The sequence below is a fragment of the Burkholderia sp. JPY481 genome (genome assembly GCF_038900515.1).
GTDB classification, from domain to species: domain Bacteria; phylum Pseudomonadota; class Gammaproteobacteria; order Burkholderiales; family Burkholderiaceae; genus Paraburkholderia; species Paraburkholderia youngii.
In genome coordinates this window covers 59,169-80,336 of record NZ_JAYMRT010000004.1, presented here as the reverse complement: position 1 = coordinate 80,336, position 21,168 = coordinate 59,169, and the positions used below count along the sequence as shown (strand labels likewise).

Annotated in this window: 21 protein-coding genes; 16 read left to right on the top strand and 5 right to left on the bottom strand. The window is 65.8% G+C overall.

Annotated features, from left to right (window positions below):
- Positions 1–26: 26 nt before the first annotated feature.
- From VSR82_RS12380 to VSR82_RS12370, 3 genes are read left to right on the top strand one after another with little or no spacing between them, the layout of a single operon-like run.
- Positions 27–1,412: an undecaprenyl-phosphate glucose phosphotransferase gene (locus tag VSR82_RS12380; RefSeq protein ID WP_429460761.1), complete on the top strand. Its 1,386-nt coding sequence runs from the start codon at positions 27–29 to the stop codon at positions 1,410–1,412.
- Positions 1,413–1,451: 39 nt separating this feature from the next.
- Positions 1,452–2,594: a polysaccharide biosynthesis/export family protein gene (locus VSR82_RS12375; RefSeq protein WP_368587666.1), complete on the top strand. Its 1,143-nt coding sequence runs from the start codon at positions 1,452–1,454 to the stop codon at positions 2,592–2,594.
- Between the two features lie 50 nt (positions 2,595–2,644).
- The gene (locus VSR82_RS12370) at positions 2,645–4,888 is read left to right on the top strand and encodes a polysaccharide biosynthesis tyrosine autokinase (protein ID WP_429460758.1); all 2,244 of its coding nucleotides are present in this window, start codon (positions 2,645–2,647) and stop codon (positions 4,886–4,888) included.
- A gap of 102 nt (positions 4,889–4,990) precedes the next feature.
- Here VSR82_RS12370 and VSR82_RS12365 read toward each other — a convergent pair whose 3' ends face one another.
- The gene (locus VSR82_RS12365; protein WP_498857720.1) at positions 4,991–5,395 is read right to left on the bottom strand and encodes a hypothetical protein; all 405 of its coding nucleotides are present in this window, start codon (positions 5,393–5,395) and stop codon (positions 4,991–4,993) included.
- A 1-nt stretch (position 5,396) separates the two neighbouring features.
- Between VSR82_RS12365 and VSR82_RS12360 the strand changes: the two genes are divergently transcribed.
- Entirely contained in the window at positions 5,397–6,572 is a 1,176-nt protein-coding gene (locus VSR82_RS12360; protein ID WP_498857719.1) for a hypothetical protein, read from the top strand.
- A gap of 346 nt (positions 6,573–6,918) precedes the next feature.
- Here VSR82_RS12360 and VSR82_RS12355 read toward each other — a convergent pair whose 3' ends face one another.
- The gene (locus VSR82_RS12355; RefSeq protein WP_429460754.1) at positions 6,919–7,536 is read right to left on the bottom strand and encodes a hypothetical protein; all 618 of its coding nucleotides are present in this window, start codon (positions 7,534–7,536) and stop codon (positions 6,919–6,921) included.
- 319 nt (positions 7,537–7,855) lie between these two features.
- Here VSR82_RS12355 and VSR82_RS12350 point away from each other — a divergent pair, with 319 nt between their 5' ends.
- The 3 genes from VSR82_RS12350 (at position 7,856) to groL (ending at position 10,646) form a co-directional block, all read left to right on the top strand.
- Positions 7,856–8,245, top strand: a complete 390-nt coding sequence (locus VSR82_RS12350; protein ID WP_429460752.1) for a hypothetical protein — start codon at positions 7,856–7,858, stop codon at positions 8,243–8,245.
- Positions 8,246–8,661: 416 nt separating this feature from the next.
- Positions 8,662–8,952 carry a co-chaperone GroES gene (gene groES, locus VSR82_RS12345; RefSeq protein ID WP_008923887.1) on the top strand — a complete coding sequence of 97 codons (291 nt, stop codon included), beginning with the start codon at positions 8,662–8,664 and terminating at the stop codon, positions 8,950–8,952.
- Positions 8,953–9,005: 53 nt separating this feature from the next.
- Positions 9,006–10,646 (top strand): chaperonin GroEL, encoded by a 1,641-nt coding sequence (groL, locus tag VSR82_RS12340; protein WP_013088588.1) that lies wholly within the window; start codon positions 9,006–9,008, stop codon positions 10,644–10,646.
- Between the two features lie 203 nt (positions 10,647–10,849).
- Here groL and cysC read toward each other — a convergent pair whose 3' ends face one another.
- Complete coding sequence (cysC, locus tag VSR82_RS12335; protein ID WP_429460749.1) at positions 10,850–11,488, bottom strand: adenylyl-sulfate kinase; 639 nt, start codon at positions 11,486–11,488, stop codon at positions 10,850–10,852.
- A 114-nt stretch (positions 11,489–11,602) separates the two neighbouring features.
- Positions 11,603–12,466 (bottom strand): hydroxymethylpyrimidine/phosphomethylpyrimidine kinase, encoded by an 864-nt coding sequence (locus VSR82_RS12330; protein WP_368585856.1) that lies wholly within the window; start codon positions 12,464–12,466, stop codon positions 11,603–11,605.
- A 298-nt stretch (positions 12,467–12,764) separates the two neighbouring features.
- Here VSR82_RS12330 and VSR82_RS12325 point away from each other — a divergent pair, with 298 nt between their 5' ends.
- From VSR82_RS12325 to VSR82_RS12290, 8 genes are all read left to right on the top strand, one after another.
- Positions 12,765–12,935, top strand: a complete 171-nt coding sequence (locus tag VSR82_RS12325; protein WP_006047743.1) for a rubredoxin — start codon at positions 12,765–12,767, stop codon at positions 12,933–12,935.
- Positions 12,936–13,231: 296 nt separating this feature from the next.
- Entirely contained in the window at positions 13,232–14,638 is a 1,407-nt protein-coding gene (locus VSR82_RS12320) for a FimL-related protein (protein WP_429460747.1), read from the top strand.
- A gap of 308 nt (positions 14,639–14,946) precedes the next feature.
- Complete coding sequence (locus tag VSR82_RS12315; RefSeq protein ID WP_013088593.1) at positions 14,947–15,525, top strand: YqgE/AlgH family protein; 579 nt, start codon at positions 14,947–14,949, stop codon at positions 15,523–15,525.
- 10 nt (positions 15,526–15,535) lie between these two features.
- A complete protein-coding gene (ruvX, locus tag VSR82_RS12310; RefSeq protein ID WP_368585858.1) occupies positions 15,536–15,976 on the top strand; it encodes a Holliday junction resolvase RuvX in 441 nt (146 codons plus the stop codon).
- Positions 15,963–16,502, top strand: coding sequence for a bifunctional pyr operon transcriptional regulator/uracil phosphoribosyltransferase PyrR (pyrR, locus tag VSR82_RS12305; RefSeq protein ID WP_429460744.1), 540 nt, complete (start codon positions 15,963–15,965; stop codon positions 16,500–16,502). Before ruvX ends, pyrR begins: the two co-directional genes overlap by 14 nt.
- A 63-nt stretch (positions 16,503–16,565) precedes the next feature.
- Complete coding sequence (locus VSR82_RS12300; protein WP_008920711.1) at positions 16,566–17,591, top strand: aspartate carbamoyltransferase catalytic subunit; 1,026 nt, start codon at positions 16,566–16,568, stop codon at positions 17,589–17,591.
- Positions 17,592–17,664: 73 nt separating this feature from the next.
- Positions 17,665–18,945: a dihydroorotase gene (locus VSR82_RS12295; protein ID WP_429460742.1), complete on the top strand. Its 1,281-nt coding sequence runs from the start codon at positions 17,665–17,667 to the stop codon at positions 18,943–18,945.
- 39 nt (positions 18,946–18,984) lie between these two features.
- On the top strand, positions 18,985–19,842 hold the full coding sequence (locus tag VSR82_RS12290) for a lysophospholipid acyltransferase family protein (protein ID WP_429460740.1): 858 nt from the start codon (positions 18,985–18,987) through the stop codon (positions 19,840–19,842).
- 36 nt (positions 19,843–19,878) lie between these two features.
- On the opposite strand, the gene VSR82_RS12285 is transcribed toward VSR82_RS12290, so the two are convergent.
- A complete protein-coding gene (locus VSR82_RS12285; RefSeq protein WP_429460738.1) occupies positions 19,879–20,751 on the bottom strand; it encodes a symmetrical bis(5'-nucleosyl)-tetraphosphatase in 873 nt (290 codons plus the stop codon).
- A gap of 198 nt (positions 20,752–20,949) precedes the next feature.
- Here VSR82_RS12285 and VSR82_RS12280 point away from each other — a divergent pair, with 198 nt between their 5' ends.
- Positions 20,950–21,081, top strand: a complete 132-nt coding sequence (locus VSR82_RS12280) for an NAD-dependent epimerase/dehydratase family protein (protein ID WP_429460736.1) — start codon at positions 20,950–20,952, stop codon at positions 21,079–21,081.
- Positions 21,082–21,168: the final 87 nt, after the last annotated feature.

Sequence of the window (21,168 nt, the reverse complement as noted above, 5' to 3'; positions counted from 1 at the left end):
CAGGAAGGCAGAACGAGGTAAGGAAAATGCGCAAGTTTCAGGATCTGCTCGCGCGGATTTTCGATGTCGCTTTGGTATTGGCGGGTGCGACCGTGGCGTCGCGGATCCGTTTCGACTATCTCGGCCAGTCGGGTTTCTACTGGGCGCTGGTGATGTTTTCGGCTGCGTTCGCGCTCGCGATCTTCCCCGCGTTCGGGGTGTATGAATCATGGCGCGGTCGCTCGAAGCTCGGGCTCGCCGGGCAGGTGTCGCTCGCGTGGCTGATCGTGCAGGCCTGCGCGCTCGTGCTGATGTACTCGCTGCATCGCATCGATATCGTGTCGCGGCTGTGGTTCTCGTACTGGACCGCGACGACGGGCGGCCTGCTGATCGCGAATCGGGTGATCGCGCACGCGGTGCTCGCGCGGGCGCGCGGCGCGGGCATGAACCTGCATCAGGTCGCGATCGTCGGCAGCGGCTCGCAGTGCGATGCGATCCTGCGCCGCATCGAGTCGGCGCCGAGCGCGGGCTTTCGCGCGACCGCCGTCTACAACACGCGCCCGGACGACTCCGGCGTGACGAACCCGCGCGTGCCGGTGTTCGATCGCGTCGATCTGCTGGCCGACTACATCCGCACCAACGACGTGCACGAGCTATGGCTGATGCTGTCGCTGTCCGAGGAGCCGCTGATCTGCGCGCTGATCGACGAGTTCCGCGACGACCTCGTGAATATCCGCTTCATGCCGGACGTGCGCAGCCATTCGCTGTTCGAAGGCAGCGGCGTGGTCGATCTGCTCGGCGTGCCGGCGATCAATCTGGTCGCCTCGCCGCTGTCGGCCAACGCGATGCTGAAGAAGGAAATTTTCGACCGGCTGTTCGCGGCGACCGCGATCGTGGCCCTCGCGCCGCTGCTCGTTTGCATCGCGATCGCGGTGAAGCTCTCGTCGCGCGGACCGGTGCTGTTCAAACAGAAGCGCAAGGGCGCGGACGGCCGCGTGTTTACGATCTACAAGTTCCGCTCGATGCGCGTGCATACCGAAGCGAAGGGCACCTTGAGCCAGGCGACGCGCAACGACAAGCGCGTGACGAAAGTGGGCGCGTTTTTGCGCCGCACGAGCCTCGACGAGCTGCCGCAATTTTTCAACGTGTTGCGTGGCGACATGTCGGTCGTAGGACCGCGTCCCCATGCACTCGAGCACGACGACCTCTATCAGAAGGTGGTCGCGGGCTATATCAATCGCTACCGGATCAAACCGGGAATCACGGGCTGGGCGCAGATCAACGGCTTCCGTGGCGAAACCGACCGCATCGAGAAGATGGAGCGTCGCGTCGAACATGACCTGTACTACCTGGGTCACTGGTCGTTCGCACTCGATATGCGGATCATCGGCGCGACGATTGTCGCCGGACTGGTGCATCGAAACGCTTATTAGAAAGTCATAACAACGCCTCGGGGCGAAGGAGTAAAGATCATGAGCTCACTTGGTTTTCGCACAGGAAGTCTTGTGGTTTTCGCTAGTGCAGCAGTATTGCTTTCCGGATGCCAAATCGTGCCGGGACAACGGATGATCACGCCGGCCGGGATTCAGGACACGGGTGGCGAATTCAGTACCGAAGCTTCGCAGCAGAAGCAGATTCCGATCACCGATATCAATCTGGAACTGCTGAGGAAGATTGGTGCCGATCAGAAGGCTTCCCAACTTCCGCCGGAGACGGCGGGGCTGTTCGGCAAGCCGGCGCCGTACAAGCTGGGCCCCGGCGACGTGCTGCAGATCGTCGTGTGGGATCACCCGGAACTCGCGGCCGCTCTGGGCCAGCCGCCGAGCAATTCACGCCCTAGCGATGCGATGCCGGGCTTCCTGATCGATGAAACCGGCGACATCCAGTTTCCGTATGCGGGCACACTGCACGTCGTGGGCAAGACCGTCTCGCAGATCCAGCGCGAATTGAATCAGCGTTTGAGCAAGGTGTACCAGAAGCCTGAGATAACGGTGCGCGTCGCGTCGTTCCGTAACGCGACGGTCTATGTCGATGGCGAAGTGCGCACGCCGGGCACGCAATCGATCAACGACGTCCCGATGTCGCTGACGAACGCGATCGGCCTGGGCGGCGGCTTCACCACGACCGCGGATCGCAGCCGCGTCGATCTGATCCGCAACGGCACGACCTATAGGCTGAACATCGACGACCTCGTCAAACGCGGCCGCAATCCGTCGGAAATCTATCTGCAGCCGGGCGATACCGTGCGCGTGAACGCGCGCGAAGACAGCGGCGTCTACGTGATGGGCGAAGTCAACAAGCCGGCCACGGTGCTGCCGCTGCGCAACGGTTCGCTGACGCTGTCGCAGGCGATCTCCGACGGTGGCAGTTTCGACTCGAACACGGCCTCGGGGCAGCAACTGTTCGTGATCCGCAATTCGACCAGCGAGTCGCCGCAGATCTATCATCTCGATGCGACCTCGCCGGTGGCGATGCTGCTCGCGAACCAGTTCGAGCTGCAGCCGAAGGACATCGTGTACGTCGGCCAGGGCGGTCTCGTTCGCTTCAACCGCGTGCTGAACCTGCTGTTGCCGGCGATCAACGCGGCAGTGACGGGAGTCGTCGTGTCGAAGTGACGCAGGTGTGACGCGATATCTGAACCGGCAGGCCTTGTTGGGTGAAAAACATGGCAATCAATTACGAAAATCGCTACGCCGGCGTGTATGAACCGGGGCAGTTGCATCTGTCGGACTACGTGCGCACGGTCGTGCGCGGTTGGCGCACGATCCTCATCGTGACGCTGATCGCGCTCGCGCTCGGTAGCGCGTACGCGTTCCTCACGCCGCCGGTCTATCGTTCGGACGTGCTGTTTCACGTTCAGGACAGGACGGCGAACGCGGCGAACGTCAATGCGAACGGCCGGGATGCGGCATCGCCGCTTCCCGGCGCGTACGACTCGAAGCCGTCGACCGCGGCGCAGATCGAGCTTTTGAAGTCGCGTCTCGTCACCGAGGAAGCGGTCCGCGCGCTGCACCTCGACATCACGGCGAAGCCGCGTTATCTGCCGGTGATCGGCAGCAAGATCGCGGGACTCGTGAACGGGCACTGGTGGTTCCGGCTGCCGTCGTTCATCAACCTGCGCGGCTTCGCGTGGGGCAACGAGAGCATCGCGGTGTCGCGCTTCGACGTGTCGAAGGACCTGTATGGCGAGACCTTCACGCTGATTGCGGGCGCCGGCAACACCTTCATGCTGCGCGATCCTCACGGCAGCGCGATTCTGTCGGGGCGCGTCGGCGAGACCGTGCGGACCGACACCGCGGTCGGGCCGATCACGCTGCACGTCGACACACTGGTCGGCGCACCGGGCTCGCGTTTCGAACTGACGCGCGCTTCGACGCTCGGCACGGTGGAGCGTCTGGCGAAGACGATGGTCGTGCAGGAGACGGCCGAGGACTCCGGCGTGATCCGCGTGAGCCTCGAAGGCGCCGACCCGGCGCTGACCGCGGCGACCGTCAACAACGTGGCGCGCCAGTTCGTGCGCCAGGATCTGGCGAGCCGTTCGAGCGAGTCCGATCACACGCTCGCGTATCTCGAGCAGCAACTGCCCGCCGCGCGCAAGGCGCTCGACGATGCGGAAGAGCGCTACGGCAAGTTCCGCAATACCCATGGCACCGTCGATCTCGGCGAGGAAAGCAGGCTGCTGCTGCAGCAGATCGTCGACAACAAGACGAAGCTGCTCGATTTGCAGCAGCAGCGCGCGGAGCTATTGCAGAAGTTCACGCCGAACCATCCGACGGTCGCCGCGCTCGATGCGCAGATCGCCGCATTGCAGGGCGCGCAGAGCACGATGAACCGCAGCGTCTCGACGATGCCCGACACCGAGCAGACCGCGTTGCGTCTGCAGCGCGACGTGCACGTGAACACCGATCTGTACACGAACCTGCTCAACAGCGTGCAGCGGCTGCGGGTGGCGCAGGCCGGGCAGGTGGGCGGCGTGCGCGTGGTGGACTTCGCCGAAACGCCCGACGATCCGGTGCGGCCGAAGCGGATGCTGGTGATTTTGATGTCGCTCGGCGGCGGCCTCGTGCTCGGCTTGCTGCTGGTGTTCCTGAAGCGCGCGATGCGCGGCGGCGTGGAACGCCCGGACGAACTCGAGGGGATGCTCGGCGTGCCGGTATTCGCGGTGGTGCCGCGCAGCCAGACGCAATTGCGCCTGCAGGAAAAGGTGTCGCTGCGCCTGCGCGGGCAGCATGTGCTCGCGCAGCAGGCGCCCGAGGACCTCGCGGTGGAAGGCGTGCGCAATCTGCGCACGTCGCTGCAGTTGTCGCTCGATCATGCGGCCAATAACGTCGTGATGATCACCGGCTCGCGGCCCGATGCGGGCAAGTCGTTCCTGTCGGTGAATCTGGCGACGCTGGTCGCGTCGGCGAACAAGCGCGTGCTGATCATCGACGGCGACATGCGGCGCGGCGACGTGCATTCGCATTTCGGCGTCAGCCATCGGCCGGGACTGTCCGACGTGCTGTGCGGCGGCGATCTCAATGCGATGATCCAGCGCGACGTGCTGCCCGGCCTCGACGTGCTCGCGAAAGGCACGCTGCCATCGCACCCGGCCGAGCTGTTGATGAGCCGACGCTTCGAGGCGATGCTCGAGCTGCTGAAGCCGCAATACGACGTCGTGATCATCGATACGCCGCCGGTGCTCGCCGTGACCGATTCGACACTGATCGGCAAATACGCGGCGACGTCGCTGCTCGTCGTGCGGCATGGGCGTCAGCCGCTGCACGAGATCATCGAAACCGCCAAACGCCTGCGTAACGGTGGCGTCGGCTTGCGCGGCGTGCTGCTCACCGACGTGCCGCAGGAAGCCGCGTTCCTCGGCTCGGGGTATCAGGGCGGCTATTACGGCTACGACAGCATCGCCGGCTGACACGGCCGACCGCGCGGCGCATCTCTCGGGGCGCCGTGCGGGCGGGCGTGATTGGCGGCATCTTTGTGCCGCCATCTCGCGGGATCCCTTGCAATCCTTAGCTTAGTGGTGGCGCAGCAGATCGCGCAATGCGCGCGATTCTTCCGCCGTCGGCTGCATGGTCTGCCACGCCGACTCGTTCGCCGCGAGCGCGGCGAGCCGCTGCGCGGCCTTGCTGCTCGAATCGATCCGCAACGCTTCGTTGGCGTTGCGCGACGCGCACTCCCAATGTCCGACGTTGCCGCAACCGCGCGCGAGACTCAGCAACGCGTCGCGCTGCTGCTCTAGCGTGCTCACCTGGGCGCGCATGCGGCGCGCGTCGCGATTATTGGGCTGCGCGGTGATGGCCGCCGCGATGCGCACTTTGGTCGCCGACAGATTGCCTCGTTGCAGGTAGCCGCGCGCGGCGATCAGATTGCGCTCTGCATCGGCGCGCTGTTTGTCGGCTAGCGTGAGCGGGGCGGCCATCGTGTCGGTGTTGCTGCTGGGGTTAGTGTTGATCGACGCGACCGCCGTACCGCGCGGCGTGGGCGCGGCGACGGCCGCGCTCGATTTCGGCGTTGGTGCTGCGGTGGGTGCGGTCGTGACGACGAGTGGAGACGATGGCACGACGGGCGGCGTGGTCGCAACGACTGGCGTTGACGGTCGCGCTGGGACGGGTGCGGTCGCGACTACGGGTGGTGATGAGCGCGCTACGGTGGGCGTGGTCGCCTCGACGGGCGGTGACGAGCGCGTCACGGTGGGTGGTGAGGATGGCGCGACGGTCGGCGCGGTCGCCACGACGGGCGGTGACGAACGCGTCACGGTAGGCGCGGACGCGACGACGGGCGGTGCCGATCGCGCTACGGTGTGCGCGGACGCCGCGACGGGCGGCGCCGATCGCGTCACGGTAAGCGGGGACGCGACGACGGTCGGTGCCGTGCGCGCCACTGTTGGCGGGGTCGCCATGACGGGCGGTGGGGATGGCGCGACGGTCGGCGTGGTCGCCACGACGGTCGGCGTCGATCGCGTCACGGTAGGCGCGGTCGTCACGGCGGGCGGTGAGGATGGCGCGGCGGTCGGCGTGGTCGCCACAACGGTCGGCGACGACCGCGTCATGGTTGGCGCGGTCGCTATGACGGGCGGTGAGGTTGCTGCGACGGTCGGCGCCGTCGCAACGATGGGCGACGAGGATGGCGCCACGTTCGGCGCCGCCGCCACGACTGGCGTTGACGAGCGCGTTACGGTAGGCCCGTTCGAAACGACGGACGATGCCGAAGGCGCCACGGCAGGCGCGGTCGCCACGACCTGTGGCGCCGATGGCGCGACAGGCGCCCGCACGTTCGCCGGTTGCTGCCGCGCGACGACAACAGGACGCGGCGCTTGCGCGACCATCGACGCGGGCTGCGGCGCCACGGGCGTCGGCGCCGCGGCAACCGGCGGCGCCGCATTCTGCGCAACGTCCTGCGCAGGGACTTGCCTAGGGTTGTCCGGGTGCACCGTGCCGAAGACCGTCACCGGCGTGTCGACGTTCGCATCGTCGTCGAGAAGAGCGAAGCCGATATACACCGCGCCGAGCGTCGCGAGCGCGGCCGCGGTTAGCGCGAGCGGGTGCCGCCGTCGACGCCCGCCCGGCTCGAACGTGGCCTCGTCGAGCAGTTCGTAGGGGCTCATCTTCGTTTGCGCAGAGCGTCGCGACGCACGGTCCGCGGGCAAGCTCGCGGCCGCTGGCAGCGGGTCGAGTTGCGCGCGCGATGTGCTCAGCGCCCGGGATCGCGCGGCGCGCTCGCCGGGCTTGTCGTCGGTATCGAACGAATCGATCGGTAGCGCATGGCATGCGGGACACGGCGAAAAACGGCCCGGCAGCGGCACGCCGCAGTATGCGCAGTGATGGAAAAACGGCTGGTCGGAAGTCGAGTCGCGCGGCATGGCCGTGTCGCTCCACTGGCGCCGAAGGCCGGCGCCATCAAAAAGAATGAATGCGACGACGCTCGCAGGCGGCGTCGGCCGAACTACTGGACGACGTAACCGCGCGCCTGCATGCACGCGCCGTAGGCGGCCCAATAGCGGGTCATCGGAGGCTCGGGCGCGGGCAGCGGCGGCAGCTTCACGTTCGACGCCGCGTTGGCCTGCGTCGAAGCGGCCGCTCCGTCCGATGCGCCGGCTACCGACGTTGCGCCCGGTGCCGCCGCCGATGCGTTCGGCGGTGCATTCGCCGCCGCGGTGGCCGGCGCGCCAGGCGCGCTGGCGCCGGCCGCGGCTTCGTTCACGGGTTTCGTCGACGATGCGCCGCCAGGCGCTTGCGCGCCGGCGAGCGGCGCGCTCGCGGCTTCGGGCGCGCTCGCGTTCCACGGCAGCGGCGTGGCCGAGAAGGAACTGGGGGGAAGCGGGGGTTTCGACGGTACGCCGGTCGACGCACCTTTGGCCGCCGGCGGATGACGCGGCGGAATCTGCGACTCGTGGGCCATGTTGACCCCGGTCACGCGGTTCGCCTCGGCGTAGCACATCGCGTTATCGATGCTGCGCTCGTAAGGGCTCTGACTTCGGATCGGATAGGTGACTGGCCGCCACGCGAACGCGGCTGTGCTCGTCACCAATAGCGTCAGTACGGTATATGTTTTAAATGCCATCGCAGTCACTCCCGCAGCGATGTCTCGCCTTTTTGTGTTTGATTTCGTGTCGTTTCGAGCTTGTTGTTGATGCCTGGCGCTCGTGTTTCTGTCGCGGCCTGCCGATAGGCCGTGGCGTTGCGGTGCTCGTGCCACGGCTCCCCGGAAGGGCACGTCGCGAATGCCGCTTTAACGAGCGTAGCACCGCGGCTTGGCCGCGCGATGCATCGAATAGCGCGCGAAAACGCCATCGTGCAGTGCAATCAGGACACAATCGGCGAAGCGGCGTTGCAGATCGGGACAATCCCTGGTCGCCACGAAGGATCGTCAGGAGTCGAAGATGAAGAACCTATCGTATCGCTATCGACCGCTTTGCGCTGCGCTTTGTTGGTCGATGCTGTCGCTCGCGGCGCCGCTCGCGAGCGGCGCGAGCGACGCCAACATGAGCGCGGAGACGGCGGGCGAGCGGGCGAATTTCGCGCAGGCGTTTTGCGGCGCGTCGCCCGAGCGGATCGGCGCCTATAAGGAGCGGCTCCGAAAGGTGCTGACCGGAGCGACCGATTTCGATCAGCGCTGGGACGCGGGCTGGCATCGCGGCGACGACACCAATAGCCAGATGAACGCACTGCGCGAGCGAGATCCGAAGGAATTCGCAGCGCGCATCAAGCTCAATTGCGAACGGCTCAAGTGGATGGCAGGTAATGCGTTGCGCCCGCCTGCGCAGAAGTGAGTCGAACCGGATGAGCCGGTCGGTGTCGCGGGCCGTACGGGCCTTGCGACCTTATGCTCGACCGGACGGGGGTTTTCCCTGGAAATAGGAGATCCGACGGGATGGAGTACGGTGCGCGGTTGTTGTTTGTCTGCGATACCGCCCCTTCTCGCTGCGGCGATAGGCCACGAACCTCGCTGCAAGTATTTGTTTTTGCTCGGGTTCGCAGGTCACGCGCATGACTGCGCCGATGCGCCCGCACCCCGCCGGTCGGGCAAAACCCCGCCCGCGGTGTCGCTCCTCCGCACTTCTTGAATTTGTCACTACCCGTCCATATAATTAGCACTCGCTGCACGAGAGTGCTAACAACATCTCCGGTTGGCTCGTCCAGCCGGGTTTTCTCAGCGTTCTTCAGTCTCAATCAGAGAGGAGTATGTATGAACCTTCGTCCTTTGCATGATCGCGTGATCGTCAAGCGTCTGGATCAGGAAACCAAGACCGCGTCGGGCATCGTGATCCCCGAAGCCGCAGCGGAAAAGCCGGATCAAGGTGAAATCCTCGCAGTCGGCCCGGGCAAGCGCGACGACAAGGGCGCAGCGATCGCCCTCGACGTGAAGGTCGGCGACCGCGTCCTGTTCGGCAAGTACGCAGGCCAGACCGTCAAGGTCGACGGCAACGAACTGCTTGTGATGCGCGAAGAAGACATCATGGCCGTGGTGCAGAAGTAAGCGCAACGTCGCTACTTCCCCGGTTATATCCAAAGTATTCAAGGAGTTAGAAGATGGCAGCTAAAGACGTCGTATTCGGTGATTCCGCCCGTGCCAAGATGGTCGAAGGCGTGAACATTCTCGCCAACGCCGTGAAGGTCACGCTGGGTCCGAAGGGCCGCAACGTGGTCCTCGAGCGCAGCTTCGGCGGCCCGACGGTCACCAAGGACGGTGTGTCGGTCGCAAAAGAGATCGAACTGAAAGACAAGCTCCAGAACATGGGCGCGCAAATGGTCAAGGAAGTCGCTTCCAAGACCAGCGACAACGCAGGCGACGGCACGACGACCGCTACGGTTCTCGCGCAATCGATCGTCCGCGAAGGCATGAAGTACGTCGCATCGGGCATGAACCCGATGGACCTGAAGCGCGGCATCGACAAGGCTGTTGCAGCCGCAATCGAAGAACTGCGCAAGATCAGCAAGCCGTGCACGACCAACAAGGAAATCGCCCAGGTTGGCGCGATCTCGGCGAACAGCGATTCGTCGATCGGCGAGCGCATCGCTGAGGCAATGGACAAGGTCGGCAAGGAAGGCGTGATCACCGTCGAAGACGGCAAGTCGCTGCAAGACGAACTTGACGTCGTCGAAGGTATGCAATTCGACCGCGGCTACCTGTCGCCGTACTTCATCAACAACCCGGACAAGCAAGTTGCCGTGCTCGACAACCCGTTCGTGCTGCTGCACGACAAGAAGGTGTCGAACATCCGTGATCTGCTGCCGGTTCTGGAACAAGTCGCGAAGGCTGGCCGTCCGCTGCTGATCATCGCTGAAGACGTCGAAGGCGAAGCGCTCGCAACGCTGGTGGTCAACAACATCCGCGGCATCCTGAAGACCGTTGCTGTCAAGGCGCCGGGCTTCGGCGATCGTCGTAAGGCGATGCTGGAAGACATCGCGATCCTGACCGGCGGTCAGGTCATCGCTGAAGAAACCGGCCTCACGCTCGAGAAGGCAACGCTGGCTGAACTGGGCCAGGCGAAGCGTATCGAAGTGGGCAAGGAAAACACCACGATCATCGACGGCGCTGGCGAAGCAGCGAACATCGAAGCTCGCGTCAAGCAAGTGCGCAAGCAGATCGAAGAAGCGACCTCGGACTACGACCGTGAAAAGCTGCAAGAACGCGTTGCCAAGCTGGCAGGCGGCGTTGCAGTGATCAAGGTCGGTGCTGCGACTGAAGTCGAAATGAAGGAAAAGAAGGCACGTGTCGAAGACGCACTGCACGCAACGCGCGCAGCTGTGGAAGAAGGCATCGTCGCTGGTGGCGGCGTCGCGCTGATCCGTGCACGTACGGCGATCGCTGGCCTGAAGGGCGCTAACGCCGATCAGGACGCAGGTATCAAGATCGTTCTGCGCGCAATGGAAGAGCCGCTGCGCCAGATCGTCACCAACGGTGGCGAAGAAGCGAGCGTCGTCGTGGCAGCGGTTGCTGCTGGCAAGGGCAACTACGGCTACAACGCAGCGACCGGCGAGTACGTCGACCTGGTTGACGCAGGTGTCGTGGACCCGACGAAGGTGACGCGCACGGCGCTGCAAAACGCAGCTTCGGTTGCTGGCCTGCTGCTGACGACCGACGCAGCTGTCTGCGAACTGCCGAAGGAAGATGCTCCGATGCCTGGCGGCATGCCCGGCGGCATGGGCGGCATGGGCATGGACATGTAATTCCGCTCGGGCCTCGTGGTCCGGTCGCGTGGTTGAATTGCCGCGCGTCTGGATCACGGACGAGGCCCGGTTGGAAGTCCATGAGGGGGAGTGCGCCGCGAGGCGTTTCCCCAAACGAAAAAACCCGCTCAGGCGGGTTTTTTCGTTTGGGCGTCGGGTTGATGTGGCGGCCGGTGAGCGCTTCGGGACGCCCCGAATCCGGATCAGGCGCCCGCGGCGTGAGCCGTACGCTGAGCCGATCCTCCGAGACACTTTTCGCGCAGGTAGTGGAAGATCTGCGCGACGCTTTGCGCGGGGCTCAGCGTTCCGGTGTCGACGTGCAGGTCGGGATCGATCGGTGCTTCATAGGGTGCCGATACGCCGGTGAACGAGCTGATCTCGCCTGACCTCGCCTTCGCGTAAAGACCTTTGGGATCGCGGCTCGCGCAGGTGGCGAGCGAGGCGGAGACGTAGGTTTCGACGAACTTGTCTGCTCCGATGATCTCGCGCGCCATTGCGCGGTCTTCGCGTAGCGGTGAAATCAGCGCGGTGATCACGATCAAACCCGCGTCGTTCATCAACTGGGCGACGTGCGCGACGCGGCGGATGTTTTCGCGCCGGTCGTCGCGCTCGAAGCCCAGATCGCTCGCCAGACCTTGGCGGATGTTGTCGCCGTCGAGCACATAGCAGGCATGACCGAGCGCGATCAGCCGCTCCTCGAGCGCGAACGCCAGTGTCGATTTACCGGCGCCGGACAGGCCGGTCAGCCAGATCGTGGCGGGCGTCTGATCGAATATGCGCAGGCGGTCCTGCGCCGCGATTTTGCCGGGGAAGCGTTGCACGAAGCTGGGCGGCTCTTTCATGTAAAAGTTCTCCTGACTCCTCTGGCTCACTCGCAGTGCCAGCCTTGTCGCCACGTGCCAGCGTTGTGCGGGCGTTCCGTGGAATCCGCGATCGATTACCGATGAATGACCAGGTCAGTGCCGCGCTTCCCCGGGCGCTGCGCCCTTGCCTTGCGCGGGCGGGGTTTCGTCGTCGTCGCTGCTGCGTGCCCAGAAGAACCGATCGGGCATGTACGCCCCCATGCCGGGTCGGAACGCATTGCGCACCGCCTGATACAGATACTCCTGGCTTTCGCGCACCGCTTCCGCGGGCTCCTGGCCGTTGGCGAGCAGCGCGGCGATCGCTGCGCCGAGCGTATCGGTCAGGCCTGTCAGCCGATGGGGCGCGCGGTCCCACATATCCTGACGCAACTGGCCGTCCTCGCTGAAGAGCGTGTTGACGAGCCGGTGCGTGCCGGTTTCCGTCGACAGAATGTATTCGCAGCCCTGCGACAGCAGGTGCGAGATCGCGGCGTCGAGGCTCGGCGCCTCGGCGTCGCCGTCGGGCTGCGCAAGCGCGAGCAGCGTCGACGCGTCGGCGACCAGCAGTGTGGTTTGCGGTGCGAGCAGATCGGCGATGGCTTCGCGCAGTTCGTCGGCGGCGAGCACGTGTTCGTCGTCGAGCGTGAAGTCCGGGGCGAGGATCAGCGGGACATCGTCGTAGTCGGCCACCACTTCCGCGATCGCGCTGACCACTTCGGCGCGCGTGCACGCGCCGACCTTGAAGGCGGCGATCGGCATGTCCTCGAGCAGCATGCGCGCCTGCGTCGCGACGATGTCCGGGTCAAGGCCCGTCACTTCATCGCAGCTCGCCGAGTCGCGCACGGTGTAGCCCGTGAGCACGGAGACGCCGTGGCAGCCCATGCTGGCAAGTGTCATCAGGTCCGCCTGCAGGCCGGAGCCGCCAGTGGGATCGGAGAGGCCGAAGGTGAGGACGATCGGAGGCGTGTCGCTGGGCATGAAAATGGATGAGAAAAGCAGGATTTCGGCGCACAGTGCGCAAGTGGCTCAATTATGCGGCCTAAACCGTTGACAGGGCGTTTTTTCGCGCAGCTTGCCCGAGGGCCCACTCTACGGTGCCGCTGGCACCCGCCCAACGCGTGGCAAGACGCCGCAAGCGGCGCCGGCACGGCGCGTGGGCGCCCCGCCGAAGGCCGGTCCACGCTACGATTGCGCGTTTTCGATTGCTAGGCATGGGGGCGGCAACACGGTACCATCATGGCTCCCGTTTCCACGGACTCAACGACGCGACAAAAGAATGGAATATCAAAGCTGGATGTGCCTGATTTGCGGCTGGATTTACGACGAAGAGGCCGGCTTGCCCGACGAAGGCATTGCGCCGGGCACGCGCTGGGAAGACGTGCCCATCAACTGGACGTGTCCTGAGTGCGGAGCGCGCAAGGAAGACTTCGAAATGGTCCAGATCTGAAGCACGGCAACCCGCCGCAAGCTTCGGCCTCCAAACGGGGTCCCGAGGTTCGGTCCCCAACCTGAACCCTGAGCTTCAATCCCGAAGGTGAGCGGTGTCTCCACCGCACAATTGCTGCAATCGCTTGATGCGTCCGGCGCGCCCGGCGCCTGTCAGAGCGCGCTGGCGCGGAACATCGCCGGACGCGTCGTGTCGCAACGGTAGTCTGTCATTGTCCTGTCGCCGGTTCGCGCGGTGGCCGCTCACTCGGCACGCGGCGCGAAGCGACGGCGCCGTCAGCTTCGTGTCGCCTGCCCATGACTCTTCGATCCGCTGCACCCGTTTCCATCGATGCACTGCCGAATCCGCGCGGCGGCGCTGTCCGCTCCGCGGAACTTGCGCTCGCCGAGGCGTCGCTCGCGTTTGAGCAGCGCCACGAGAGCGGCGCCGCGCTGCTGCGCGCGTCGCATGCATTGCGCACGGCGGGCTGGCTCAGCGCGCAGCGTTTCGCCGACGCGCTGGTGCGCCTCTCGCCGCTCGCGAGCGACGAGTCGGCCGAAGCGCAAAGCGCCCGGCCGGTGTTCGGCGCGGCGCTGCGGGACTTCCGCGCGGCGCTCGAACGTCACAATCTGCGTGAGCTCAGCTGCTCGCCGACGCTGTTCAACCACTACCGCGAGTTGTGCGCGCAACTCGTCGAACCCACGCCGGGCGCCGCCGTCGCGTTCGAAGACCTCGCGCTGTGCGCGCGGCCGGTGCCGCCCGCGTCGCTGCACGCGCAATCCGCCGACCAGCTGGCGCATCTGCGGGCACGCTACGAGCGCGCTCTGCTGCCGGTGCTGCGCTCGCAGGCCGACACGGGTAGCGCGGTGGCGCTTGCGGTCACGAACGCCGCGCTCGACGAGCTCGACGCCGTCTTCGCCGAACTCGCCGGCCCCGATCCCTACGACTTCTGGCGGCTCGCGCGCGCCTGCGCCAAGGCGCTGCGCGCGCGCGGCCATGCAATTCGCGATATCGACGCACGGCGCTTCTACGCGCGCTGCAACCTGGCGCTCGCCGATCACGCGCGCGGCATCGAGCGGGCGCCGCGTTCGCTGGTGCGCGCCACGCTCGCGCTGCTGTGGCGCGACTACGCGCTGTTCGGCGCGGCCGCGCAAGACGCCGACCAGGTCGAGGTGCTGCACGATTACGGCTTGACCGTCGACTGGCACGTCGCCGGCACGCAGTCGTCGGAAGCGCTGTGGGAGGCGCGCGCGCTCGAAGCGCAGTCGCTGCCGCACACGCGTGATCTCGGCGCGCTGAGCGTCAACGCGAACGCATACGAAGATTTCCTGCAGACCGCCGAAGCGTCGATCGAGGCGCTCGCCGCCCATGCCCGCGCGGCCGATCAGCCGGAGAAAGCCGACCCGAGTGAAGCGCTGCAGGCGGGCGACGCCGCCTACCGGCTCGGCTCGGCCGCCTGCGCGCTCGGCCTTGGTCACGTGGCCCTGCTCGCCGATGCGCTCGGGCTCGCATGGCGACGTCGTGCGCATGCGGCGGTCGCGACGCCGGCGGTGCGCGTACACGTGATCGTCGGCGCGCCGGCGGCCGACACGCTCGAACAGGCCGCCGAGGCGTTGCGCGCGTCGCTGCACAAGGTCGCCGCGGGTGTTGGGCCGGCCGGGGGCAGCTCCACGCAGGCGGCGCTCGCCGCGCTCACGCGCGCAATCGAGCAGGGCGGCGCGTGAAGCGCAAGCAAACTTGAACCAAACGCGCGACGTGGCGCGCGAATTGCGTCGGCTACGTCTCGACCGACGCGTGCCGAATCCGCTGAAACCCATTGTGACAAGTCACAATTGCGCTACTACGCGACGCGCGTCAAACCTGCCGTTCTACGCGGTGTTTCGGCGCCTGATCGCGGCATGGCGCAAGTCGCGCGCGTGATAGAGTGGAACTTGATCCGGCGTCGATGACGCCGCACGTAGCGTGCAACCCAACGCGTTGCCATGCTCAAAGCAGCCCGCCATCGCGCATCGTCTTTGCTAAAATCCGAACTATGTCCAAGAGTACCGATCGCATCAATCTGACCAACCAGTTCCTGATCGCCATGCCGAACATGGCCGATCCGACGTTTTCAGGAACGGTGGTCTACCTTTGCGATCACAGTGAGCGCGGCGCGCTCGGCCTCGTGATCAACCGGCCGACCGATATCGACCTGGAAGCGCTCTTCAATCGCATCGATCTGAAGCTCGAGATCGAACCTCTTCTCCATGTTCCCGTGTATTTCGGCGGCCCGGTGCAAACCGAGCGCGGCTTCGTGCTGCACGATCCGAAAGGCGGCAGCGCGTACACGTCGTCGATGTCGGTGCCGGGCGGGCTCGAAATGACCACGTCGAAAGACGTGCTCGAGGCCGTTGCGAGCGGCAACGGTCCCGAGCGTTTTCTGCTGACGCTCGGCCACGCCGGCTGGGGCGCCGGTCAGCTCGAAGACGAAATCTCGAAGAACGGCTGGCTGACGGTCGAGGCCGATCCGAAGATCGTCTTCGACGTGCCGGCCGAAGATCGTCTCGAAGCGGCGCTCGCGCTGCTCGGCGTGTCGCTGTCGATGCTGTCGGGCGAGGCCGGGCACGCATGAGGGGCCGCGCATGAATCTGCCGGCCGGACGTGAGGCGACGCTGCTTGCGTTCGACTACGGCGTGAAACGCATCGGCGTGGCGGTCGGCAATTCGCTGACGCGCCGCGCGCGGCCGCTCGTCGTCGTGCAGAACCGCAGCAAGGATTACCGTTTCGAGGCGCTCGGCAAGCTGATTGCCGAATGGAAGCCCGATGCGCTGGTGGTCGGCCTGCCGATGCACCCCGACGGCACGCCGCACGAACGCACCCAACTCGCGAAGCGCTTTGGCAACCAGCTGAACGGCCGCTTCAATCTGCCGGTCACGTGGGTCGACGAGCGCTATTCGTCGGTCGAGGCCGAGGCGGAAATCCGCGCCGGCAACGCCCGCGCCGACATGCTCGATGCCGAAGCCGCGAGCATCATCCTCCAGCAATATCTTGACGGACTTTCCGACGATCATGAGTTCCATTGACGCCGAAGCGCTGTATCGCGCGTTGCTCGACCAGATTCGCGCGGCCTATGGCGACCAGCTCGCCGCAGCGCACGACGGCGCCCAGGCGGCGGTGCTAGCGGGTATCCATAGCGGCGGCGCATGGCTCGCCGAGCGGCTCGCGCGCGACCTGCACCTGGCGAGCTTCGGCGTGGTGAATGTCGCGCTGCATCGCGACGACTACGCGAAGAAAGGGCTGCACTCGCAGGCGAGCCCGACCTCGCTGCCGTTCGCGGTGGATGGCAGCCGCATCGTGCTGGTCGACGACGTGCTGTACACGGGCCGCACGATTCGCGCGGCGGTAAACGAGCTGTATGACTATGGCCGGCCGGCATCAGTCGAACTCGCGGTGCTCGCCGATCGCGGCGGACGCGAGTTGCCGGTGGCGGCGCGCTTCGTCGGCGGCGTGGTCGACGTGCCGGCCGACGCGACGCTCGTGCTGGCCCACGAAGACGACGGCGCGGGCGGCCAGCGGTTCTCTTTTCACACTGAAGCACGCGTCGATTGAAACTCGCGCGAGCGACGCGCCGACCTCGATCACGTTGACGCCCGTATTTGAAGCAGGTACATCATGAACACCGCCACCCAGGCTCCGCAAGATTCCTCCGCTAGCGCATCCGAGCGCTTCCGCTACGGCTTCCTGAAGGGCAACCCGCAGCTCACGAAGAACGGCGAGCTCAAGCATCTGCTGTCGATCGAGGGCTTGCCGAAGGCCATCGTCAATCACATTCTCGAGACCGCCGACCAGTTCGTCAGCGTGACCGATCGCGAAGTGAAGAAGGTACCGCTGCTGCGCGGCAAGTCGGTGTTCAACCTGTTCTTCGAGAACTCCACGCGCACCCGTACCACGTTCGAGATCGCGGCCACGCGGCTGTCGGCCGACGTGCTGAATCTGAACATCAACGCGTCGTCGACGAGCAAGGGCGAATCGCTGCTCGACACGATCAACAACCTGTCGGCGATGCACGCCGATCTGTTCGTCGTGCGTCATGCGTCGAGCGGCGCGCCGTTCCTGATCGCGCAGCACTGCGCGCCGCACGTGCACGTGATCAACGCCGGCGACGGCCGTCACGCGCACCCGACGCAGGGTCTGCTCGATATGTACACGATCCGCCACTACAAGAAAGACTTCACGAAGCTGCGCGTGGCGATCGTCGGCGACATCCTGCATTCGCGCGTCGCGCGCTCGGACATTCATGCGCTGACCACGCTCGGCGTGCCCGAAGTGCGCGCGATCGGTCCGCGCACGCTGCTGCCGGGCGGCCTCGAACAGATGGGCGTGCGCGTGTTCCACAACCTCGACGAAGGGCTGAAGGATGTCGACGTGATCATCATGCTGCGCCTGCAGAACGAACGCATGAGCGGCGCGTTGCTGCCGTCGTCGCAGGAGTACTTCAAGAGCTGGGGGCTGACGCCCGAGCGACTCGCGCTCGCCGCCCCCGATGCGATCGTGATGCATCCCGGTCCGATGAACCGCGGCGTCGAGATCGACTCGCAGGTCGCGGACGGCCCGCAATCGGTGATCCTGAATCAGGTGACGTTCGGTATCGCGGTGCGCATGGCGGTGATGGGGATCGTCGCGGGCAATAACGACTGAGCGACGACTGACCGGGAAGCCGAACGATAGGCTGAACCACAGGGCTGAACCACAGGTTTAACAAAGGCAGCGCATGAAGATTCATATTCAAGGCGGCACGCTGATCGATCCGGCAGCGGGCACCGAACAGCAGCAGGACATTTTTATCGAGGCGGGCAAGATCGCCGCTCTCGGCCAGGCGCCGGCCGGCTTCCAGGCGGAGCGCACGATCGACGCCCACGGTCTGTCGATCGCGCCGGGTCTCGTCGACCTGTGCGCGCGTTTGCGCGAGCCGGGCTACGAGCACAAGGCGACGCTCGGCTCGGAAATGGCCGCGGCGCTCGCGGGCGGCGTGACGAGCCTCGTATGTCCGCCGGACACCGATCCGACGCTCGACGAGCCGGGCCTCGTCGAAATGCTGAAGTTCCGCGCGCGCAATCTGAACAAGGCGCACGTGTATCCGCTCGGTGCGCTGACGGTCGGTCTGAAGGGGCAAGTCATCACCGAGATGGTCCAGCTGACCGAGGCGGGCTGCGTCGGCTTCTCGCAGGCCGACACGCCGATCGTCGATACCCAGGTGCTGATGCGCGCGCTGCAATACGCGAAGACCTATGGCTTCACCGTGTGGCTGCGTCCCGTCGATGCGTACCTCGGCAAGGGCGGCGTCGCCGCGAGCGGCGCGCTGGCGTCGCGGCTCGGTCTGTCGGGCGTGCCGGTGTCGGCCGAAACGATCGCGCTGCATACGATCTTCGAACTCGTGCGCGTGACCGGCGCGCGTGTGCATGTGTCGCATGTGTCGTCGGCGGCGGGCGTCGCGCTCGTGCGCGCGGCGAAGGCCGAAGGCCTGCCGGTGTCGTGCGACGTCACGGTCAACCACGTGCATCTGATCGACCTCGACATCGGCTATTTCGACGCGCAGTTCAGGCTCGATCCGCCACTGCGTCAACAGCGCGATCGCGAAGCGATCCGCGCAGGCCTCGTCGACGGCACGATCGACGCGATCTGCTCGGCGCACACGCCGGTCGACGACGACGAAAAGCTGCTGCCGTTCGCCGAAGCGACGCCCGGCGCAACCGGCCTCGAACTGTTCCTGTCGCTGACGGTCAAGTGGGCCGACGAAGCGGGCGTGCCGCTCGCGAGCGCGCTCAATCGCATCACCGCGGCGCCGGCGCAGGTGCTCAGCCTCGAAGCGGCTGGCCGCATCGCGGTCGGCGCGGTGGCCGACCTCTGCGTGTTCGACCGTCATGCTCACTGGCGCGTCGAGCCGCGCGCGCTGAAGAGCCAGGGGCACAACACGCCGTTCCTCGGCTACGAGCTGCCGGCGCAGGTGCGCGCGACCGTCGTGTCCGGTCAGCTCGCGTACGAACAGCGCTGAGCGGGTATCGTCTCGGTCCAGTCAAGGAAAGCTCCGGCCATGAAGCTCGCGTTACGCAAGATCCGTCTCATCACGCATCTGCTGCACGGCATGTGGACCGTCGCGACGCGCTTTCCGAACGCGAGCGCCGAGCGGCGACACGCGCTCAATCGCGCGTGGTCGTTGAAGATGCTGCGGCTGTGCGGCATGCGCCTCGTCGTGCATAACGATGCGGTGCGGCTCGATCGTGGCGCGCTCGTCGTCGCCAATCACGTCTCGTGGATCGACATCTACGTGATCAACGCGTGGCGGCCGACGCCGTTCGTGTCGAAGGCGGAGATCCGGCAATGGCCAGTGGTCGGCTGGCTCGCGCAGCAGCTCGATACGGTGTTCATCCAGCGCGAGAAGCGCAGCGACGCGAAGCGGATCATGCACGAACTCGCCGATCGGCTCAGTGCGGGTGAACTGATGTGCGTGTTCCCCGAAGGCACGACGTCGAACGGGCTCGAGTTGCTGCCCTTTCACGCGAACATGTTCCAGGCGGCGGTGTCGGCCGGTGTGCCGGTGCAGCCGCTGTGCATCATGTACGAGGATGCGCAGGGCCGGCAGTCGACCGCACCCGCGTATATCGACGATGTGTCATTGTCCGACTCGCTCGACATGCTGTTGCGTGGCGGTCCGCTAACCGCTCACGTCTATGTCGGCGCACCGCTCGCCCCGAACGCCGACCGGCGGGTGCTCGCGGCGCAGGCTCAGAACGTGGTGGCGAACGCGTTGCGGGACATGCAGGCCGGCAACGCAGTGGCGGGGACAGTCGCGCAAGAGGGCGACGTGGCAACTGCCGCGCCGTCGTGCGACGCCGCCGAGACGCCGGAAACGCTGATCGAGCCCGTCGATCAGCCGCGCCGCTCGGCCTGAGCGGCGGTGCTGCCGGGCAGCGTCGCCGCCTTCTGTTCAATTGCCCCCGCGCGGCACGCCGCACGAATCGCAATCGACCTGCGTCAACGTACGCTCTGACGGATTTTGTGCGAGCCGTACCGCCGACAACTTCTGCCCCCACACGCAACCCGAATCGAGGCCGATCAGGTTATCGCGCAGCATCAGGCCCAGCGCGGCCCAATGACCGAACACGACGGTCACGTCGGCGGTCTGGCGCGACGGCACGTCGAACCATGGCATGCAACCGCTCGGCGTGGATGCGAGCGTGCCGCTGCTGCTGAAATCCATCACCCCATCGGCGCTGCAAAAGCGCATGCGTGTCAACGCGCTGCACGTCACGCGCAGACGCTCGATTCCCTTCAGGCCCGGCTTCCAGCGGTTCGGCTCGTTGCCGTACAGGCCGGCAAGCGTTTCTTTCCAGTTCGGCGCACGCAGCGCGCGCTGCAATTCGTCGGCGAGTTCCAGCGTCAGCGTCGTATCCCATTGCGGCAGCACGCCCGCATGCACCATCAGCATGCCGTTGTCGAAATGCGCGAGCGGCCGGTGGCGAATCCACTCCAGCAGATCGGCAGCATCGGGCGCGGCGAGGATGTCTTCGATCGTGTCGCCTTTCTTCGACTTGCGAATCCCCGCCGACACCGACAGCAGATGCAGATCGTGATTGCCGAGCACCGGCACCGCGCGCTCGCCGAACGCGATGACGTCCCGCAAAGTGTCGAGCGAGTCGGGACCGCGGTTGATCAGATCGCCGGCGAACCACAGCGGTGTGCCGTCCGGCGGCGCGGCTTTGGCGAGCAGTTGCTGAAACGGCGCGCGGCAGCCTTGCAGATCGCCGAAAGCAAGGGGAACGAGGGGAGCGGACGTACTGGAAGCGTTGTGGGGTGTCATCGAGGAAATCAGGTCGATTCGATACGCGCGGTGTTGCACGACGCGTGCCACGGCAGAGCAGCAAGCTAGCGTGACATAATAGCCGGTTTGGGGTTCGGATATTGCGCGATCACGTTGTGGGACGCGGACAACCTCGCATGGACCGCGTGCGCTATTCCAATACAACAACAGGATGACTCTCTCGTGAACGAAGCCAGCATGTCGTCTCCCGTCGCGAAGCAATTGTTTCGCACGCTCGTCACCGGTGCGAACGGTTTTACCGGCCGCTATCTGGTCGAGAAGTTGAGCGGGCGTGGGCACACCGTGATCGAAGCGGTGTGGGGCGGGTGAGCCTGACACGCAGGGCACAGCACACGCCGCGGCGGCGTCCGGTCGACTGGATACGATCCATTAACGGTGTCGAGCGCGACATGTCAT